Consider the following 19,706-nt stretch of genomic DNA (forward strand, 5'->3'; position numbering starts at 1 on the left):
TTTTATCCGGTGAAGCCACGCAGGTTGGCAGGGATCTATAGAGCCGTAGGGCGGTTAGTTTGTGCAAAAAAGCATACAAAATGACTGATTATTCTAAATACAGTAATCCCTCTCTTTTCTATAATAAAAGCAAGACAAGTCACAAGGGAGGGGTTATATCGTATGTTTACCTGGAAAAAAGGAGCGGCCTTGGTCAGCATGGTGCTGCTGGGGCTAAGTCTGGCTGCCTGTGGTTCACAACCAAGTGCGACCAATCAGCCGGCTAAGGACAAAAAACTGGTGGTCGGCTTTGCCCAAATCGGGGCGGAAAGCGAATGGCGGACGGCAGAAACCAATTCGATCAAAGAAACGGCAGAAAAGCTGGGGGTCGATCTGAAATTTTCCGATGCACAGCAAAAGCAGGAAAATCAGATAAAGGCGATCCGTTCGTTTATTGCTCAGAAGGTTGATGTCATCGCCCTGGCACCGGTGGTAGAGTCAGGCTGGGAAACAGTGTTCAAGGAAGCAAAGGATGCCAAAATTCCAATTATTTTAGTGGACCGCGGCGCCAAAGTAGATGAATCTCTCTATACAACCTTTATTGGTTCCGACTTTATTCAGGAAGGTAAAAATGCTGCAGCGGAAATGGCCAAACTTCTGAATAATAAGGGTAATATTGTGGAACTGCAGGGAACGGTCGGCGCTTCGGCTGCCAATGACCGGAAAAAAGGCTTTGAAGAAGGATTGCAAGCCTTCCCGGACATGAAGATTATTAAATCCCAGTCCGGCGATTTTACCCGGGCCAAAGGCAAAGAAGTCATGGAAGCCTTCCTCAAATCTGACGGCAAGAACATTCAGGCCGTATATGCTCATAATGACGACATGGCCATTGGCGCCATTCAGGCTATTGAAGAATACGGCCTGAAACCGGGCGTGGACATTAAAGTAGTTTCGATCGACGGCGTCAAAGGCATCTTTGAAGCCATGGCGGCAGGAAAAGCCAATGTAACGGTGGAATGCAACCCGCTGCTGGGACCGCAACTGTTTGACGCAGCGAAAAAACTGGCTGCCGGCGAAAAAGTAGAACGCTGGATAAAAACCGAAGAGGGTATCTTCCGGGCTGATACGGCAAAAGAAGTACTGCCGACCCGCAAATATTAATAGGTAAAGATCACTCCGGTTCCGCGCATACGGAAATATCGGGAGACTGCCGGAACGGCAGTTTCCCGGAGGAGTGATTTTTTATTAAGGAGACATTATGTATGCATGAGGCAAAGCCCTTATTAACCATGCGTGGCATAGGCAAGACCTTCCCCGGCGTAAAAGCGCTGGCCGGCGTTGACTTTACGCTGAATGCCGGTGAAATCCATGCGCTGATGGGGGAAAACGGTGCCGGCAAATCAACCTTGATTAAAGTGCTGACCGGTGTGGAAAGCCTGGATGCCGGCGAGATTATGCTTGGCGGTTCCCTCATACTGGCCCGCAATCCGCTGCATGCCCAGCAATTGGGCATAAGTACGGTCTATCAGGAAGTCAATCTCTGCCCCAACCTATCGGTGGCGGAAAACATATTTATCGGCCGGGAGCCGATGAAATTCGGTCGGATTGACTGGGATACAGTCAGGGAACGGGCGGAATTACTGCTGGCAAAACTGAACCTTTCCATTGATGTCACCCAGACGCTTGACCGCTATTCGGTGGCTATTCAGCAGATGGTTGCCATTGCCCGGGCGCTTGACATTTCGGCGCAGGTTCTGATTCTGGATGAACCTACCTCGAGTCTGGACGCTCAGGAGGTTGCAAAGCTGTTTGAAGTGATGCGCAATTTAAAAAAGACTGGTATGGGCATTATTTTTGTTACTCATTTTTTAGATCAGGTATATGAAATTACCGACCGGATCACTGTACTGCGCAATGGTCAACTGGTGGGGGAATTTGAAACGGAAGCGTTGTCACGGGTGCAGTTGGTAGCCAAAATGATTGGCAAAGAATTTGACACCCTGGGGCAGGTAGCGCCGAAGGCGGCAAACGTGGCGAGGGAGGATGCTTTTGTCAAGGTCCGGCAACGGGGTTGTAAAGGGAAAATTCATCCCTTCGATCTGGATGTCCACAGCGGTGAGGTATTGGGGCTGGCCGGATTGTTGGGGTCCGGCCGCACGGAAACTGCCCGGGTGCTGTTTGGCATTGACCGGGCGGACAGTGGTGAATTATACATCGATAACATGCCTGTCACGCTGGCATCGTCAAGGGATGCCGTACAGTACGGGTTTGGCTTTTGCCCGGAAGACCGCAAGCAGGAGGGTATCATTGATGCCTTGACAGTGAGAGAAAATATGATTCTTGCCCTCCAGGCCAAACGGGGCTGGCACCGATATATTACCCGCCAGCAGCAGGAGCAGATAGTCGATAAATATATAAAATTGCTAAATATCAGCACACCGGGTAGTCAGCAATTGATCAAAAACTTAAGCGGTGGCAATCAGCAGAAGGTACTGCTGGCTCGCTGGCTGTTAACCGAACCGCGGCTGTTAATTCTGGATGAGCCTACCCGTGGTATTGATGTCGGTACCAAGACGGAAATTCAAAAGCTGATTGTCAAGCTGGCCGGTGAGGGAATGGCGGTCTTGTTTATTTCTTCCGAGTTGGATGAAATGCTGCGCTGCTGCCACCGTATGGCGGTCTTCCGGGACCGGTTGAAAATTGCGGAACTGGCCGGCGATGAACTGACGGAAAGCATGGTCATGCAGACCATAGCAGGGGTGCAATCATATGGATAAAATAAATACATTGTATGGGAAGGTCTCAAAATCTCAGCTTTTTTGGCCGCTGGTTGCCCTGGGGTTTGTGCTCCTTTTTAACTTTTTCTTCACACCCGGTTTTCTAAAGCTCGAAATCAAGGACGGCCATTTATTTGGCAGCCTGATCGATATTCTTAACCGGGCGGCACCACTCATGCTGCTAGCCATTGGGATGACGCTGGTCATTGCCACCAAGGGTATTGATATATCGGTTGGGTCGGTGATTGCCATCGCCGGGGCGGTTGCCGCCACCTTAATCGGCGGGAAACTGGTGTTTGTCGACGGTGTACAGCAATATGTGACCTTGGTACCTTTTCCGCTGGCTATCGGTCTCACCCTGTTGACGGCATTGCTGCTGGGAGCCTGGAACGGTCTGATGGTGGCCAGACTTGGCATCCAGCCCATAGTGGCAACCTTGATTTTGCTGGTAGCCGGCCGGGGGATGGCGCAGTTGTTAACCGAAGGACAAATTATTACTATTTATTATAAGCCATTTCACTATATCGGCGGCGGTTACTTGCTGGGGTTGCCCTTTTCGATCTGGATCGTGGCCGCCGTACTGGGTTTGGCCATGTATGCGGTTCGCAAAACCGCCCTGGGTCTGTTTATTGCCGCTGTGGGGATTAATCCAACTGCCAGCCGGTTTTCCGGGCTGCAGGTAAAAAATATCATTTTCGCCGTGTACGTGTTCTGCGGCTTATGCGCCGGCATCGCCGGTATGATCATCAGTTCCAACGTGAAATGCGCCGACAGCAATAATGCCGGATTATTTATTGAAATGGATGCGATTTTGGCCGTAGCCTTAGGGGGTAATTCGCTGAATGGCGGCCGGTTTTCGATTTGGGGCAGTGTAATCGGCGCACTGGTCATTCAAAGTATTACGACGACCATTTATGCGATCGGTGTTCCGCCGGAGGTTACACTGGTGGTGAAATCCCTGGTTGTTATTATCATCTGCCTCATACAATCGGAAGCATTTCAAACCATCGTATTTGGAAAATTGAATAAGACAGGAGGGGTTGTGCATGAAAAAGCTGCACTTAAACAATAAATACATAACTCCCCTGATCACAACGTTGCTGTTTATTTTGTTGTTTACGGCCGGTTCGGTGACCTATCGGGGCTTTTTCTCGCTGCAGGTATTTCTTAACTTATTCATCGATAATTCTTTTCTGATTATCACCGCTATCGGTATGACCTTCGTGCTGATCAGCGGCGGCATCGATATTTCGGTAGGCGCCGTCATTGCTCTTGTCTGCATGCTGTCGGCCTATCTGGTGGAAATCAGGCAGGTTAGCCCGTGGCTCGTCATTCCGCTGATGCTAGCCATGGGAGCGCTGTTCGGTGTTACCATGGGCAGCATCATTCACTTCTTTCGCATCCAGCCGTTTATTGTAACGCTGGCCGGTATGTTTTTTGCGCGCGGCCTGTGTTATATCATCAGCACCGAAACAATTACGATTAGCGATCCCTTTTATCAACTGATGTCCCAGTACCGCATTCCTCTGCCCTTTGATACATTCATTTCGTTAAGTGTGGTCATCGCTTTGGTCACCTTGCTGGCTGCCTTATATTTGGCGAATTTCACTAAGTTCGGCCGGACGGTGTATGCTATCGGCGGTGGTGAGCATTCCGCCCTGCTGATGGGCTTGCCGGTAGCAAAAACCAAAATTCTGGTCTATACGCTGAACGGTTTTTGCTCGGCTCTGGCCGGTGTGGTATTCAGCTTCTATATGCTGAGCGGTTATGGCTTGCATTGTGTGGGTCTGGAGATGGATGCTATTGCCTCGGCAGTCATTGGCGGGACACCGCTTACCGGTGGTGTGGGTTTTTTAAGCGGGACCCTATTTGGGGTATTAATTCAGGGAATCATCCAGACATTGATTATGTTTGAGGGGACGCTCAGTTCCTGGTGGACCAAGATTGCGGTTGCTTGCCTGTTGTTTATTTTTATCGTGTTGCAACGGATTGTCATTATTCGTAAGGAAGCAAAAAAGAATCTTGTGAGCAATGAATAATTGGCGGGAGGAATTATGATGGAAAAGCAGCCGGTTTCCATAAGAGAAATAGAGTATGGTCAGATTGGCAGATGCCTTCAGGTAGATAATGGGACCGTTGATTTTGTCGTTACGCTGGATTGCGGGCCACGAGTTATCCGGTTTGGCTTTAGCGGGCAGCATAACGAGTTTTGCGAGCAGGATGGCGCGGTAAGGAGCTATGACGGGCAGTATTGGCAGCCAAGAGGCGGGCATCGGTTATGGCACAGCCCGGAGCATATGCCGCGGACATATATCGCCGATAACAGCCCATTGGCCTACCGTGTGCTGGAAGACGGTGTGATTTTGACCCAGCCCGTGGAGCCTTGGGTGCAAATACAAAAAGAAATGGAAATAAAGCTGACTGGAGCGAAGCAGGTTACGGTCATTAACCGGCTGACCAATAAAAATGCCTGGCCGGTAAAATTGGCGGTGTGGGGATTAACAGTGATGGCTCCCGGCGGACTGGAAATCATTCCTCAGCCGGACCGGGATACAGGCTTGCTGGGCAATCGGCTGATCGCTCTCTGGCCGTATACCAAAATGACAGATCCCCGGGTACACTGGGGTGACCGTTACATTACCGTACAACAGGACGAGGCGGCTGCGGCACCGTTTAAATTCGGTATTGATAATCAAGCCGGCTGGGCCGCCTATATCAACAAGGGGCATGTGTTTATCAAGCGCTATGATCATCAACCGGGTGCGGAGTATCCTGACTTTGGCGTTTCCTACGAAACCTATACCAATGAACTTATGCTGGAAATGGAGACGCTGTCGCCGCTGACCCTGCTTAACCCAGATGAAACAATAGAACACCGGGAGGTTTGGGAACTGTTTGTCACGGATGAGGTACCTGGGGATGAAGCAGGTATCTGTGAACTTATCAAAGCTATCTCCTCCTATCCATAGATTCTCCTATACGGAAAGTCAGCCCGGCATATGGCCGGGCTGACTTTCCGTATAAGAGACAAAAGAAAAGGGATAAATGGCTTACAAGATGTAATGGATTGACAAAGGATGGAAAATAAATGTAATATGTAAATATGTTATGAGAAATAGTGTCGGATAGTCGGATAATTCAAGCTATCTGCCGCTCAAATAGCAGACGAGGAGGGGTATTATGTCAATAAAAACGAAAACGGTGATTTTGCTGGTAATTTCGCTTGTCCTGGTTGGCATTATCATAGCCGGTTCGGGCATGTATGTTTTGTATCGCCAGATGATGGGCAGTACGGAGCTTACGATGCACAACCAGTCGGTGCAGCTGGCGGGACAGGTTTCCGATTTGTTTACTTCGTTTGAGGAAAGCGGCAAAAAATACAGTGAAGACAATGATTTGCGGTCAGGAGACGCAGCACGTATTCAGACTAAATTGGTGGCGTTGCAGAATGCTTCCTGGGGAATAGACCGGTTAAATTATCTTGACGCGGCAGGCAACCGGCTGGCCATAGCTCCTTATGATGCCAAGGTCGTTGGTGACAGTCTGGCTGACCGCCAATTTTTTAAAGATACAATAGCTGATCAAAAAGCACATATCAGTGATATTATTACCAACCGGGTAAATGGAGCGTCGTCCATTATTATAACGCAGCCGGTAAAAAGTGCTGCCGGTCAGTTGCAGGGGATGATTTTACAGGCTCTTGATCTGGAGACGCTGCAGCATTTTCTGTCGGTGGTTAAGGTGGGAGAAAGTGGTGTGGTGGCTGTTGTGGCACAGGATGGTACTATTCTTGCCCATAGCAATAAAGACCGGGTAAAGCAGCAGATTGCCGCCGAGCTGTTGGAGCGGTTAAAGGCTAATACAGGAAAATTAATCAACTATAAGGATTTAGCCGGGCGGGATTCGATGGCCATATTTACCCCTATAGAGAAAACGCCATGGTTTATCATTACCACGCTGCCGGTAGGTGAAATCAACAATGGTTTTTATACCAGCCTGCAGTGGATGCTGGCCGGACTGCTGGTGGGCATTCTGCTGGTTAGCGCCGTTGGCTGGCGTTATCTGCTGGTAACTCTGCGGCCGCTGGGGGCTTTGGTTACTCAGGCCGCACAGATTGCCGACGGGGATTTGACCGTGGCATCCCTGCAAATTTCATCAAGCGATGAAGTGGGGCAACTGGCCCAAAGCTTTGCCGATATGACGCAAAAGCTGCGAACGATTATGCGCCATGTAGCCGATACTACAGTAAAGGTCGCATCTTCCGCCGAACAATTGACGGCCAGTGCCGATCAGTCGGCGCAGGCAGCTAATCAGGTGGCGGCATCGGTTACCTCGACCAGCGAAGGGATTGAGCGCCAAACGACCGGACTGTCGCAGGTGGTGGGGTTAATCGAAAATATTGCCGCCGGTTCGCAGCAAGGGGAGCAGGCTACCCGGGAAGCGGCGCAGGCAGCCGGAGAAGCCGTGACAGCTACGGCTGCGGGCAGTAAGGCTGTGGAGAATGCTTCCAGTCAGATGGATCATATTCAGCAAACGGTGGAGGATTCGGCCAGAGTGGTTGCCGAATTGGGGACAAGTTCCCAGGAGATTGGGATGATTGTGGAAACGATAGCAGGTATTGCGGGCCAGACTAATTTACTGGCTTTAAATGCCGCGATTGAAGCGGCGCGGGCTGGTGAGCAGGGACGGGGCTTCGCCGTTGTGGCTGAAGAAGTGCGTAAGCTTGCTGAGCAGTCCCAGGAAGCGGCTAAACAGATTTCCGGATTGATTGGCGATATTCAGGTGAAAACCGGGCAGGCGGTGGCTGCTATGGCCAGCGGTACGGCGGAGGTCAAAAAAGGGACAGAGGTAGTGCAGACCGCGGGAGACGCTTTTAATGCGATTGAGGGTCATGTAAAGGCGGTGGCCGGTATCATCAATCAGGTGGCCGATGGCCTGATCACTGCGGCCCAGGATGGAGAGCAGGCTGCCAGTGCCGCCCGGGAGGTGGATCAGGTCGGTAGGGAGCTTACCGATCAGGCGCAGAATATATCGGCGGCAACGGAAGAGCAATCGGCATCGGTGGAGGAAATTGCCTCTTCCAGTCAGGAGTTGGCCAAATTAGCCGATGAACTGCGAAAGGCGGTCAGCCAGTTTAAAATTTAAAAGCTGCTCTTGCAGCAAGCAGCGATTACACACTCTATTGTTCGGCATTATTCGGCGCAGTAGAGTGTGTTTTTGTCCGGAGAATTGGCTGGTAGTAAAATCTTGTAATTGGTGGTTTAAAAGAAGGTGCGAGCTGTTACAATGGTAATTGGAGGGTACCAATCCAGTTGTATAAAGGGTGATAAGATGCGTATCCGGATCAACCGTCAGGCCGAGACGCCGATTTATTTGCAAATTAAAAATCAAATACGGGATATGATTATTGCCGAAGTGCTGCCGGAGGACTTTCTATTGCCGCCGGAGCGAAATCTGGCGCAGACTTTGGGTGTGAACCGCAGTACGGTGATGAAAGCATACCAGGAGCTTAAGGCCGATGGTTTAATTGTATCGCATGTAGGCAAGGGAACAGTTGTTGTCCCGCAGGTATTTAAGCCGTCAATGCCAAGGGAGAGACCGGTACGGGAGCTTTCCTGGTATCAATTTTTTAATGAAAATATTACGACCAATAGCGAACACCTCATCAGTGATATTATGTCGTTAACTAATTGTGATAAGGTGCTTTCCTTTGCCGGCGGGTTTCCCGACCCGACTTTATTCCCTATGGAACAGTTGGAGGCATTGCAGGGGGAGCTTTTTAAGACCGCCAAATGCATGCTGTATTCCCATAGTCCGGTAGAGGGGAATCCGGCGCTGCGGGAAAGCATTTGTCAATTACTGGCCAGGCGCCAGATGACGGTTTCCTCAAGAGAAATCGGTATTCTTTCCGGTTCTCAGCAAGGCCTTGATTTTGTTGCGAGGATATTTATCAATCCAGGGGATACAGTAGTCGTTGAAGAACCCAGCTTTTTTGGGGCGATTCAGATTTTTCGTTCCGCCGGGGCCAGGGTGATCGGAGTGCCGATTGACAAAGAAGGGCTTCGTACCGACATGCTGGAAGCCCTGCTGATTCGCCATAAACCCAAGTTTATCTACACGCTGCCTACTTTCCAGAATCCTTCCGGCGTTACGATGACCATGGCCCGGCGCAGTCAATTATTAACCTTGGCCTATCAATATCAGGTACCTGTGGTAGAAGACGATCCCTATGGAGAGTTACCCTTTGAGGGAGTTTCGCTGCCACCTTTAAAAGCATTGGACCGGTATGGTTATGTCATCTATCTGAGTACTTTTTCCAAGGTATTGTTTTTGGGTCTGCGGGTTGGCTGGGTGGTTGCTGCACCGGCTATTATCAGCAAGTTTGCCCATCTAAAACAATTAACCGATCTTCATGTGAATACTCCCAGCCAATTGTTATTGGATCAGTATATTCGTACCGGCCTTTATGAGAAGCACCTGCTATTGCTGCGGAAAGAATATGCAGCTAAACGGGATTGCATGCTGGCGGCACTGGAAAAATACCGGGTCCCCGGTGTCAGTTGGGAAAAGCCGGCTGGTGGCTACTATATTTGGTGCCGCCTGCCGAAACAGGTAAGCCGCCATAAGCTGGTGGCCAACGCGGCCCGGCGGGGTGTTATTTTTCTGCCCGGCGAGGTCTGCTATCCTGACGGGACACAGGGGGAAAGCTTTGCCCGTCTAAACTATACCTTTGCTCAGCCGGAGGAAATACAAAAAGGAATTAAGCAGCTCATGCAGGCGGTACAGGAAAGTGTGCAGCTTGCAGAGGAACCGGAGTGGGATATGGGCAGTTACATGAGGCCCATTGTATAAGGGCAACCGCGAATTTTAGCCATAGTAGAGAGGGGAAGCGACATGCATAATATATTGGCCCGGCGGGCGAGTCTGGTGAAAGCTTCGGAAATAAGGGAAATTCTAAAGGTCACGGAAAACAGTGATATCATTTCCTTTGCAGGGGGATTGCCGGCGCCGGAACTGTTTCCGGTGGAAGAAATGAAGACCGTATGCCAGGCCATTCTGGCTGAAGACGGTATGAAGGCTTTGCAATACAGTACAACCGAAGGTTATAAACCGCTGCGAGAAATGATTGCCGGCAGGATGAGGGCTTTGAGTATTGCCGCGCAAAGCGAGGATATTCTGATAACGACCGGCTCACAGCAAGGGCTTGACCTCAGCGGTAAAGTCCTGCTTGATGAGGGAGATGGTGTCATTTGTGAAAGCCCTACGTATCTTGCGGCCATTAATGCCTTTAAGGTGTACTCGCCGAATTTTATTGAAATTGCCATGGATGAACAGGGGATGCGGATGGACGAATTGGAAACCGCCCTGGAACATAATCACCGGATAAAATGCATTTACACGATCCCCGATTTTCAAAATCCTACCGGCCGGACGATGAGCCTGGAGCGGCGGAAAAAGCTGATCGAGCTGGCCAACCGGTTTGCGGTCATGGTCATTGAGGACAATCCCTATGGGGAGCTTCGTTTTTCCGGTGACAGGCTGCCGCCGGTCAAATCTTTTGATACCGAAGGGAGGGTGATTTACCAAAGTACGTTTTCTAAGGTTCTTACGCCTGGCATCCGGGTGGGCTGGATCTGTGCGGCGCCGGAAATTATGCAAAAATATGTTGTGTTTAAGCAGGGGACGGACTTGCATACCAGTACATTTTCACAAATGCAGGTAAATAAGTTTGTCGAGTTATTCGATATCGAGGAGCATGTCAGTAAGATCAGACAGGTCTACCGGCGGCGCCGTGATTGTATGTTGGAAGCGATCAGACGGGAGTTTCCCGATTATGTGACTTATACCGAACCGGAGGGAGGCCTGTTTCTATGGATTACGCTTCCGGCGGTGATCAATGCCAGGGATGTATTGCTGTCTTGTTTGCAGCAAAAGGTGGCTTTTGTTCCGGGTGGTGCCTTTTTCCCCAATGGCGGTCATGAGAATACGCTGCGATTAAACTTTTCCAATATGACGGAAGCAAGAATTGTTGAAGGAATCGGGCGAATGGCCGGGATATTAAAGGAATGTAAGAATACGGCGGCCGAATCGTAGGTACCCGCTGAGTAAATGAAAATGCCGGCCTGGCGAGAGATTTTTTCGCCTGGTAAGGAAGTAAAACCGCAGGAATAGCGGCTCACTAGGCTGCGCAGTGTGAATTAATAGCAAAGCTCTTATATTTTTGCCGGAAAGTAACGATATAACAGTAAAGCAATCAGAAAAACAAGGAGGTTTTTCTATGTCTATCAGTTCTGTTTCACCGGCAGCGCAGGCCGGTAGTACGGTGACTCTGACTGCGAATGGTACGGCGGCAGCCGGCGGAGCCGGTACCTCGGCCAGCAGTGCGGCAGCGGCCGGAGCCGCCGCGGTGTATGAAAAATCAACCGATCAGGAGACTTCCGGCAAAACCACTTATACGAGAGATACGGTTACGTTAAGCGAAATCAGCAAGCAGGTGGAGGCCAAACTGGCTACCTTGCGGGCAACGGTCGAAAAACTGATCACCCAGCAAAGCATCAAAAGCGGGGCGGCAAGCGGTCTGAGTTATGATGATATTATGGAGAAGTATGACGGCAGGCTGAAGGAGTTTTATGACGATCTGGAAGTCGATGATGATACTCGCTTAAAAGCGCAAGAAGACATTTCGGAAGACGGTTTCTGGGGTGTGAAGCAGACGGCTGCCAGAGCGGTGGATTTTGCCAAGGCGTTGGCCGGCGGTGACCGTTCCAAGCTGGACGCGTTGAAACAGGCTATCGAAGAAGGTTATAAGGCGGCTGAAAAGGCCTGGGGCGGTGAACTTCCGGAAATTTGTCAGAAAACCCAAGCGGCAACCTTGCAAGGCCTCGACGACTGGGCCGCTGAAGAAGCCCCTTAAGAATGCCGGTGCCACCGCCGGGCGGTTAGCTGGTGAGCAGGGCAGGAAAGGCGAAGCGGCAATGTATTTTTCTGCTTCGCCTTTTGTGTTTTTATGCATTATAAAAAAGGATTATTCAAGAATAGACCGAAGTAAAATAATAGGTTAATTTTGTTCCCTGCAGTTTGACAGGCTGGGTAGTGCAATTATGCGAGACTCACTTTTCATGGGGGCTAAATCATACTGGTATGATTTTAATCTGAATAAAGGCGGCTGTTTTTATGAGAAAACCATTATTTATCGGGTCAGCAGTGGCTCTGGTAACTCCCTTTACCGACACCGGGGTGGATTATCAAGCGTTGGCGGAATTAATTGAGTTTCAAATTCAAGGCGGTTCCGATGCCATTGTTATATGTGGTACTACCGGCGAAGCCTCCACCATGCCGGACGAAGAGCATATTGCTGTCATCAAATATGCTGTGGAGCGGGTGAATAAGCGCATTCCGGTTATTGCCGGTACAGGCAGCAACGATACGCGCCATGCCATCGAACTCTCCAAGGAGGCCGAAGCAGTTGGCGCCGACGGTTTGCTTTCCGTAACTCCTTATTACAATAAGGCCACGCAAAAAGGACTTTATGAACATTTCAAAATCATTGCCAACCATGTTCAGGTTCCGATTATTTTGTATAACGTGCCAAGCAGAACCAATCTCAATCTTAATCCCGATACGATTAAAGCGTTGTCGGAAATTGAGAATATCATAGCCGTTAAGGAATGTAACCTGGGGCAGGTCGGCGATGTGGTCAATTTATGCGGTGCGGATTTCTCTATATATTCCGGTGATGACAATACGGTGTTGCCGCTATTATCCTTAGGAGGCAAGGGCGTCATTTCCACCATGGCTAATATCATCCCGAAAGATACGCACAACATGGTTATGCGCTTTTTCCAGGGCGATATTACAGGCGCCATTAAGCTGCAGTTGCAGACCCTGAACCTGATCAAAGCATTGTTCAGTGAGGTAAATCCCATTCCAATTAAAGCGGCAGTTAATTTGCTTGGTTTCAAGGCCGGACAATGCCGGATGCCGCTGACCGAGCTTAGCGAGTCTAATCTGGAACTGCTACGCCAGGAAATGAGAGCCTACGGTTTGATAAAGTAGTTCGGTTATAAGACAATAAAAATCAGCACTACACAGTCGTGTAGTGCTGATTTTTATTGTCTTATTTGATTTTGTCGATACATAGGTTGATCCGGTAGTTGCCGAATTGCAAAATTTCATCCAGGAAATCATTCAGTTCTGTCTCCGAGCCGACGGACAGCTTGAGCCAATAACAGCCTTCCCCGCTGATTCGGCTTGCCTCCCGGACGGAGTCTTGCTTTTTTATAAAAACATGAAAGTCCCGGTGGTTGGTGGTTTTCATAAAGACGGTGACATAGGAGGTTATGGTTTTCCCCAGTTTGGTTTCATCCAGCAGCACGGAGTAGCCCCGGATAATACCCTCCTTTTCCAAACGGGCAATCCGGCTGGAGACAGCCTGGCCTGTTAAATGAACCAATTCGCCCATATCGCTGAACCGCATTTTACAATTGGTTTTTAATAAGCTGATAATGGCTAAATCTGTATGATCAAGCATGTTTTTTATAAATCCTTTCTTCATGAAAGTAGAAGGCTTTTATCATTTTCACGGCGGAACCGGGTCGGAGGCTATACTTAATTATAACAAGTCGTTAGAACGACTGAAAGAAAATTTGGAGGGAAGCATCGTGAAGAGAGCATTATTGGTGATTGATGTGCAAGAGGAGTATTTTACCGGAGCCTTGCCGGTCACTTATCCGGCCAATAACTTTAGCAATATCCTTGCTGCCGTGGACACAGCCAGTGAGCACCGGGTGCCGGTCATTCTGATTAGGCATGAGGCAACGCAGCCCGGGGCAACAGCCTTTGCCAGAAACAGCCGGGGCTGGGCAATTCGGGAGGAACTGTTAGCAAAAGACCATCTATGTATTGTTGACAAAAAAATGCCGGGAAGTTTTACCGGGACAGGACTGGAAGAGATTTTAAAAAACTTAGATGTTGATACGCTCGTTATTTGCGGTTATATGACCCAGATGTGCTGTGATACTACGGCAAGGCAGGCCGTTCATTTGGGTTTTGCCGTTGAATTTCTGTCTGATGCCACCGGGACGCTGACTGTCGAAAATGAAGCCGGCAAGATCGCTGCCGGTGACTTGCACCGGGCAATCTTAATAACCCAGGCCATGCGATTTTCCCAGGTAATAACTACCCGGGAATGGACTGGCCGGCTTGCCGGCAGGGAATAAGAGGGGCGATTGGGCAGGAAAGTGAAAGAAATAAAATATCATGAAATTTTATAAAATTTTTAAACATATTTTACAGCCTGTTTATATCCGTCCGATAAAATAACCTCATAACAACCAAGGAGGTTATTGCAGATGAATAAGGCAAAACTATTGTACGATGTGATCACAACGCTGCGTGGCAAAGAAAACTTACGGGGCACACTGGAAGCAAAACTGGAAAAAGGTCAGACGGTAGTTTTTTCTGTGCGGAACGATTTTGAGAAACAACTGGGCGGCGGTAAAACCAAGCTGAAGATGACCACCGAAATGGAGTGTGAAGGACATCCTGGTGGAGGCTGGCATGGTTGCAGGGGACGGTTTGAACATAACGAAGCCTGGGGGCGGCACCATCATTTTCATGGAGAATTTCATGGAGGGATTAAGGGAAAGCTGGACAGAATAGCTTTTATGATCAGTGTTTTCCAGGCTTTGCAAGTGGAAACTCGGGAAGGGCAAGAAACCGTTCTGTCGCTAAACACCAGGGACCTTCCGGAAGATATACGGTGCCTGGTCCAGGATAAAATACGGCACCGGGGTATGGGTCATCATCACCGGGGAGGCTTTTTGCAAGAGTTCAGCCAGGCCGGTCCGGTTGACGTGCAGATTACCGTATTGGTCAATGACAAGGCGGAAGTTAAGCAGGCGTCGATTACGGCTGAAGCTGTTCAAGACGGACAGGAGCGGTTAACAGGGCAGGCGGAAGTGAACTTCGTCTGGTAACAGGCGATCCCTATGCAACTGAAACAGTATTACATTAAACCGGATCTATGCACCGGCTGCCAAGCCTGTCTGGCTGTCTGCCCGTCAGGGGCTATTCAGGCAACCGGGTCGGGCATACCGGAAATCAGAATGGTTCAGTGCAAGCGCTGCGGCCTTTGCAAGAGAAAGTGCAAGAGCAAGGCGATTGCCTATCGTGTACGGCTACAATTTTAGATTGGGCGGAGCGGGCGGAAAGTGTTTTGCACCTCCGCCTGTTTTGCCCTATAATACACTATAGAAGGAAGCTTTAGGAAAAGAGTGAAAAATCATGATTGGACAGGGGCCGCGTGGGCATGAAGGTCTGCGGTGCAAAGCGGCGCGGCACAGGCGCCGGGCGTTTCATGAACGTTTGCGCCATATGGAGCAGCACCATTTGCATCATCATGGGAAGTTTTTGCAGCAATACACCTATTTTCGCTATATCCGCCCGGCGGGCATTCTGTTTAGTCTCGCCGTCTTTTATATCCTGTTCAGTATAACCGGCAGTCAATTGCTTGGCCTGTTGTTTGCCGGGCTGTTGGCCGCCAGGGAAGCGGTCCACTGCTTCTTTTTCTGGAAATTGGAAAAGAACGTGATCAAACCCATGATTAAGTTAAAGCAGGGGCTGGACGAAGTGGCCCAGGGAAATTATACGATCAAAGTCCGCAATGATTTATCCGGTGATTTGGGCAGTGTCATCGACGCTTTTAATGATATGACAGAAAAGCTGTATGCCGGTGAAATCCTGCAAGCCGAATATGAAGAAAACCGCAAAATGCTGATTGCCAATATATCCCATGATTTAAAGACGCCGATAACGGCCATACAGGGATATACCGAGGCTTTGCTGGAGGGGACGGCTGTGGCGGCTCATACAACGGATAAGTATTTGAAAATCATTCATCAAAACAGTGCCTATGTCAATCATTTAATTGATGATCTGTTTCTGTTTGCCAAGCTGGATATGCAAAAGCTGGAGTTTCAGTTTCAGTGTGTACCGTTTAAAAGTTTTATGGATGACCTGATGGAAGAATATCAATTGGATTTTACGGAACAGGCAATCGCCTTTGACTATAATAATGAAATTACCGGGGAAGAACAGGTTAATTTGGATGGAAAACGCTTTCGCCAGGCGATTAACAATATTCTCAGTAATGCGGTTCAGCATAGCGTAACCCGGCAATTGGCTATCCGGGTAAGAGTATACCGGCAGGTCGAAGGTGTCGGTATTGATATAAGTGATAATGGCCCGGGGATTCCTTCCGATAAGGTGCCCTTTATATTCGACCGCTTTTACCGTGTCCACACAGAGCGCCCCAAAGAAATGACCGGCAGCGGCCTGGGCCTTGCTATTGCCAGGGAATTGATTGAGGCTCACGGGGGCCACATTACGGTGGTAAGCACCCTGGACGAAGGAAGCTGTTTTACAATTGAACTGCCGGTCTGGACGGAGAATGAGGAGGAAATACTGTGCAGCGTGTGCTGATTATCGAAGATGATCCGGATATTGCCGAGCTTGAGCGGGATTATTTGCAGCTTAACGGCTATAAGGCGGAGATTGTCCATGACGGAGTGCAGGGACTGAAAAAGGCGGCTTCCGCTATCTATGATGCGGTAGTTGTCGATGTTATGTTGCCGGGCAAGGACGGGTTCGAGATTGTTAAAGAAATCAGAAAAAGACAGGAAATTCCCGTCATTGTGGTATCGGCCAAGGGCGAAGAAATTGATAAAATCCGGGGACTTACGGTGGGGGCTGATGATTATTTGACCAAACCGTTCAGCCCGTCGGAACTGGTGGCCAGAATCAAGGCGCATCTCAAGCGGTATCAGCGGCTAAAGGGCCTGATCCCCGCGCAGGAGGTATTGCAATACCGGGAGCTGGAAATCAACACGGCCGCTCATACCGTCTGCATCAGTGGCAAAGAAGTGCAACTGACAGCCAGGGAATATGAGTTGTTATATTTTTTAGCTGCCAACCCGAATATTGTCTTTAGTAAGGAGCAATTGTTTACTGCTATTTGGGGCGATGAGAATTTTGGCGAAGTGGCTACCGTCGCCGTTCATATCCAGAAGCTGCGCAAGAAAATCGAGAAAGACCCGGCAAATCCCGAGTTTATTGAAACTCTCTGGGGGACTGGTTACCGATTTAATTCTAAAACATAAGGCGAAATATATATTTTTGCTGTCAACAAAAAGCATCGGACGGAGCCGGTGTTTTTTTGTTGCAAAAAAAATAATAACTACTGCTCCTGGGTAGTTATTGCTCCGGGAAGACTTTAAATTTAAGATAGTAGATAGGGGAGTGATGAAGTGAATGATATTACGTTAAAGCTGGAGCAACTGGGGTTTTCCTCTTATGAGGCTAAAGCCTATTATGCACTGATTCGCAAACATCCGGCCAACGGTTATGAGATTGGCAAGATTGGGAAAATACCGTCCGCTAAAATTTATGAGACCTTGCACAGATTGGTTGTGAAGGGGGCGATTGTCGAAAGCGGCACAGACAGCGGCCGCTATTATCCGGTGCCGCCGGAGACGCTCCTGGCCAAAATACAGGAGCAGTTTACCACAATGATACAGCAGTTGGAAGCCAGTCTAAAAGAGACAGAACCTGTGCCGGATATGGAAGTTAATCTGAACTTTTCCGGTTATGATCATTTCCTTGCCAGGGCGGCTAAAGTGATCCAGCAGGCAAGTTCCTCTTTGCTGTTGTCCCTTTGGCCTGAGGAGGGATTCTTATTGAATGATTGGCTGGCTGGTGCCGATAAACGAGGTGTAAGGGTTATTGCCGGCATATTCGGCAAACCAGTGATTGATGCCGGTTACTATGTAAATCTAGAAAGCTGCGGCGTATCTTCTCATGCCAGGCTGGCAAAACAGTTAAATGTGGTTATTGGTGATGACAAAGAAGTGGTTATCGGTGAAGTGGACAGCAATGGACAGACCGAAGGTGTATGGACTACGACCGGGAGTATCGTGCTAATTGCCAAAGAGTACATAAAACACGATATGTGGGGGCATGCCCTGATTGCTGCTTTGGGTGAAAGCCGGTTCAGGCAGTTGTGTGCCGATAATCCGGTACTATCCTATTTGATAAAAAAACGTTAAAGGAAGGAAACGATATGACTGATATTATGATTACCGCTAAAGAAGTAAAAGGACATTGTGCGGCCGGGCTTAAGGTCGGTGACAAAGTGGTGCTGCGGGGAGCGACCATTTCACTGCAGGAAAGCGATGCGGTTTGCAGCTTTGCGTTTGCCAACATTTATCCTGCGGTGTTTGCCGCCAGGCTGGGAAAAGATCTTAAAGAGCTGGGCTTGGCAACACGAACGGTGCAATGCATTGATCCGGGACCTCCCTATAGTGAAGGTGGCACCGTACTGTTTGAGGTAAAAATCATCTAATGGACAATAATACGCAAAAAAATCTGCAGCAGCAATCTCTGCTGTTGACTCATCTGGAGCTATTGCTGGTTGTGACAATTTGGGCCGGCACCTTTATTTCAACCAAGTATGTTTTGCTGGAAATTCCTCCTGCCCTGTCCGCTTTGTACCGGTATGGTATTGCCTCGTTAATCTTGCTGGTGATTGATTATAAGAATCCCGAAACCATAAGGCCTTCGGACTATGGCCGGATAACCTTTTTAGGAGCCACCGGTGTAACCTTGTATTACTTGCTGCAGCACTACGGCATCAACTACACCAATGCCACAGATGCTTCTATTCTGATCAGTCTTTCGCCGGTCTTTATTGCCTGTATTTCCTGGACTTTATTAAAAGAAAGGGTCAAACCTGCTACGATTCTGGGGCTGGTGCTTGCGCTGGCAGGCTGTATACTGGTAATTACCAACGGCGATATTACGATAAAGAATAATCAGGGGCGCTGGTGGGGCGATCTACTGATTTTGTTGACTGCCGTTTCCTGGGCCCTCTACAGTGTGTATGGAAAAAAAATACTGGCTGCCTATACCATCCGTACCATTGTAAAATACACTACCTGGGCGGGAACGGTATTGCTCATTCCCTTTTCCTTGCCCGAAATGGCCGGCGTGGAACATGCTTCGCTTAGTTGGACCGGTTGGCTTAACCTTTTTTATCTTGGGGGGCTGGCTTCGGTATACGGGTATTTGGCCTGGTACCGGGCGCTTGCTAAATTGCCGTCGGTCACGGTAGGCAGCTACTTGTATTTTCGGCCCTTTTTGGCCGGACTTATGGCGGCAGTCGTGTTGCACGAACGTATCAGCGGTTACATCATTGCCGGTGGATTGCTGATTATTGCCGGTACGTATCTATCCGTCAAAAAGTAACCCTGCCTTTTGGCAGGGCTTGTTGTTAATTCTCGCTTGGGTTGGCGGGGCCGGTTAAATGGTATTGGTAAAAGACCAGATCCAGCCATTTGCCAAATTTGTAGCCGGCTTTTTGAATGGTTCCCGCGTTGGTAAAGCCGGCTTTCTCATGCAGCACCAGACTGGCTTTGTTACTGCCGTCAATCCCGGCCACCAGGGTGGCATAGCCCTTTGACTCAGCATATTGAATAAGTTCCTGCAGCAGCAGGGTTCCAAGGCGTTTGCCGCGATGGTCCTTGTGGACATAGATGGAGTGTTCAATTGTATATTTGTAGGCCGGCCAGGCCCGGAACGGACCAAAGGTGGCGAAGCCGATCACCAGATGATCTTCTTCCAGCACCCAAATGGGAATGTGCGCGTTTTTTTTCGTTTCATACCAGACTGTCCGGTCTTCCAGGGTATGGGGAGTATAGTCATACACTGCCGTGGTATTAAGAATAGCATCATTATAAATAGCTAAAATGGCGGGCAAGTCGGCCGCCGTCGCATAGCGGATCATGGAAATACCTCCGTAAGCTGTTGTGAATGATAAGAGAAATATGATCGTTTTACTTCGACAGATAACTAAATCCCTCCTGCTTAAGAACAGGAGGGATTTAGTTTATGAAA

At 49.1% G+C, this 19,706-nt stretch carries 20 protein-coding genes; 18 read left to right on the plus strand and 2 right to left on the minus strand.

Annotation, left to right across the window (positions count from 1 at the left end; translation table 11 throughout):
• The first annotated feature begins 162 nt into the window (after positions 1–162).
• The 10 genes from F3H20_RS02735 to dapA all read left to right on the plus strand — a co-directional run bounded on the left by F3H20_RS02735 (position 163) and on the right by dapA (position 12,812).
• Positions 163–1,140 carry an ABC transporter substrate-binding protein gene (locus tag F3H20_RS02735; protein WP_149733438.1) on the plus strand — a complete coding sequence of 326 codons (978 nt, stop codon included), beginning with the start codon at positions 163–165 and terminating at the stop codon, positions 1,138–1,140.
• Between the two features lie 101 nt (positions 1,141–1,241).
• Complete coding sequence (locus tag F3H20_RS02740) at positions 1,242–2,756, plus strand: sugar ABC transporter ATP-binding protein (RefSeq protein ID WP_149733439.1); 1,515 nt, start codon at positions 1,242–1,244, stop codon at positions 2,754–2,756.
• A complete protein-coding gene (locus F3H20_RS02745) occupies positions 2,749–3,828 on the plus strand; it encodes an ABC transporter permease (RefSeq protein WP_149733440.1) in 1,080 nt (359 codons plus the stop codon). The genes F3H20_RS02740 and F3H20_RS02745 overlap by 8 nt, the downstream gene beginning before the upstream one ends.
• On the plus strand, positions 3,803–4,795 hold the full coding sequence (gene yjfF / locus F3H20_RS02750; protein ID WP_149733441.1) for a galactofuranose ABC transporter, permease protein YjfF: 993 nt from the start codon (positions 3,803–3,805) through the stop codon (positions 4,793–4,795). Before F3H20_RS02745 ends, yjfF begins: the two co-directional genes overlap by 26 nt.
• Before the next feature lie 15 nt (positions 4,796–4,810).
• Positions 4,811–5,725, plus strand: a complete 915-nt coding sequence (locus tag F3H20_RS02755; RefSeq protein ID WP_223191577.1) for a DUF4380 domain-containing protein — start codon at positions 4,811–4,813, stop codon at positions 5,723–5,725.
• A 211-nt stretch (positions 5,726–5,936) separates the two neighbouring features.
• Complete coding sequence (locus F3H20_RS02760) at positions 5,937–7,901, plus strand: methyl-accepting chemotaxis protein (protein ID WP_149733442.1); 1,965 nt, start codon at positions 5,937–5,939, stop codon at positions 7,899–7,901.
• A 141-nt stretch (positions 7,902–8,042) separates the two neighbouring features.
• Positions 8,043–9,608 (plus strand): MocR-like pyridoxine biosynthesis transcription factor PdxR, encoded by a 1,566-nt coding sequence (gene pdxR / locus F3H20_RS02765; protein ID WP_149733443.1) that lies wholly within the window; start codon positions 8,043–8,045, stop codon positions 9,606–9,608.
• 42 nt (positions 9,609–9,650) lie between these two features.
• On the plus strand, positions 9,651–10,850 hold the full coding sequence (locus F3H20_RS02770) for an aminotransferase-like domain-containing protein (protein ID WP_149733444.1): 1,200 nt from the start codon (positions 9,651–9,653) through the stop codon (positions 10,848–10,850).
• A 184-nt stretch (positions 10,851–11,034) separates the two neighbouring features.
• Complete coding sequence (locus tag F3H20_RS02775) at positions 11,035–11,670, plus strand: hypothetical protein (RefSeq protein WP_149733445.1); 636 nt, start codon at positions 11,035–11,037, stop codon at positions 11,668–11,670.
• 260 nt (positions 11,671–11,930) lie between these two features.
• Positions 11,931–12,812, plus strand: coding sequence for a 4-hydroxy-tetrahydrodipicolinate synthase (gene dapA / locus F3H20_RS02780; protein WP_149733446.1), 882 nt, complete (start codon positions 11,931–11,933; stop codon positions 12,810–12,812).
• 61 nt (positions 12,813–12,873) lie between these two features.
• On the opposite strand, the gene F3H20_RS02785 is transcribed toward dapA, so the two are convergent.
• The gene (locus tag F3H20_RS02785; protein ID WP_149733447.1) at positions 12,874–13,287 is read right to left on the minus strand and encodes an Lrp/AsnC family transcriptional regulator; all 414 of its coding nucleotides are present in this window, start codon (positions 13,285–13,287) and stop codon (positions 12,874–12,876) included.
• Positions 13,288–13,417: 130 nt separating this feature from the next.
• Here F3H20_RS02785 and F3H20_RS02790 point away from each other — a divergent pair, with 130 nt between their 5' ends.
• The 8 genes from F3H20_RS02790 to F3H20_RS02825 all read left to right on the plus strand — a co-directional run bounded on the left by F3H20_RS02790 (position 13,418) and on the right by F3H20_RS02825 (position 19,058).
• Entirely contained in the window at positions 13,418–13,975 is a 558-nt protein-coding gene (locus F3H20_RS02790; RefSeq protein ID WP_149733448.1) for a cysteine hydrolase family protein, read from the plus strand.
• A gap of 132 nt (positions 13,976–14,107) precedes the next feature.
• A complete protein-coding gene (locus F3H20_RS02795; RefSeq protein WP_149733449.1) occupies positions 14,108–14,734 on the plus strand; it encodes a hypothetical protein in 627 nt (208 codons plus the stop codon).
• A gap of 12 nt (positions 14,735–14,746) precedes the next feature.
• Entirely contained in the window at positions 14,747–14,947 is a 201-nt protein-coding gene (locus F3H20_RS02800) for a 4Fe-4S dicluster domain-containing protein (protein ID WP_149733450.1), read from the plus strand.
• A 94-nt stretch (positions 14,948–15,041) separates the two neighbouring features.
• Positions 15,042–16,238 carry a sensor histidine kinase gene (locus tag F3H20_RS02805; RefSeq protein WP_223191578.1) on the plus strand — a complete coding sequence of 399 codons (1,197 nt, stop codon included), beginning with the start codon at positions 15,042–15,044 and terminating at the stop codon, positions 16,236–16,238.
• Positions 16,223–16,915 (plus strand): response regulator transcription factor, encoded by a 693-nt coding sequence (locus tag F3H20_RS02810; protein WP_149733451.1) that lies wholly within the window; start codon positions 16,223–16,225, stop codon positions 16,913–16,915. The genes F3H20_RS02805 and F3H20_RS02810 overlap by 16 nt, the downstream gene beginning before the upstream one ends.
• A 147-nt stretch (positions 16,916–17,062) precedes the next feature.
• Positions 17,063–17,860, plus strand: a complete 798-nt coding sequence (locus F3H20_RS02815) for a TrmB family transcriptional regulator (protein ID WP_149733452.1) — start codon at positions 17,063–17,065, stop codon at positions 17,858–17,860.
• A gap of 14 nt (positions 17,861–17,874) precedes the next feature.
• Positions 17,875–18,156 carry a TIGR04076 family protein gene (locus tag F3H20_RS02820; RefSeq protein WP_149733453.1) on the plus strand — a complete coding sequence of 94 codons (282 nt, stop codon included), beginning with the start codon at positions 17,875–17,877 and terminating at the stop codon, positions 18,154–18,156.
• Positions 18,156–19,058 (plus strand): DMT family transporter, encoded by a 903-nt coding sequence (locus F3H20_RS02825; protein ID WP_149733454.1) that lies wholly within the window; start codon positions 18,156–18,158, stop codon positions 19,056–19,058. Before F3H20_RS02820 ends, F3H20_RS02825 begins: the two co-directional genes overlap by 1 nt.
• Before the next feature lie 25 nt (positions 19,059–19,083).
• Here F3H20_RS02825 and F3H20_RS02830 read toward each other — a convergent pair whose 3' ends face one another.
• Positions 19,084–19,596, minus strand: coding sequence for a GNAT family N-acetyltransferase (locus tag F3H20_RS02830; protein WP_149733455.1), 513 nt, complete (start codon positions 19,594–19,596; stop codon positions 19,084–19,086).
• Between the last annotated feature and the right edge of the window lie 110 nt (positions 19,597–19,706).

It is taken from the genome of Propionispora hippei DSM 15287, assembly GCF_900141835.1.
Classification (GTDB): domain Bacteria; phylum Bacillota; class Negativicutes; order Propionisporales; family Propionisporaceae; genus Propionispora; species Propionispora hippei.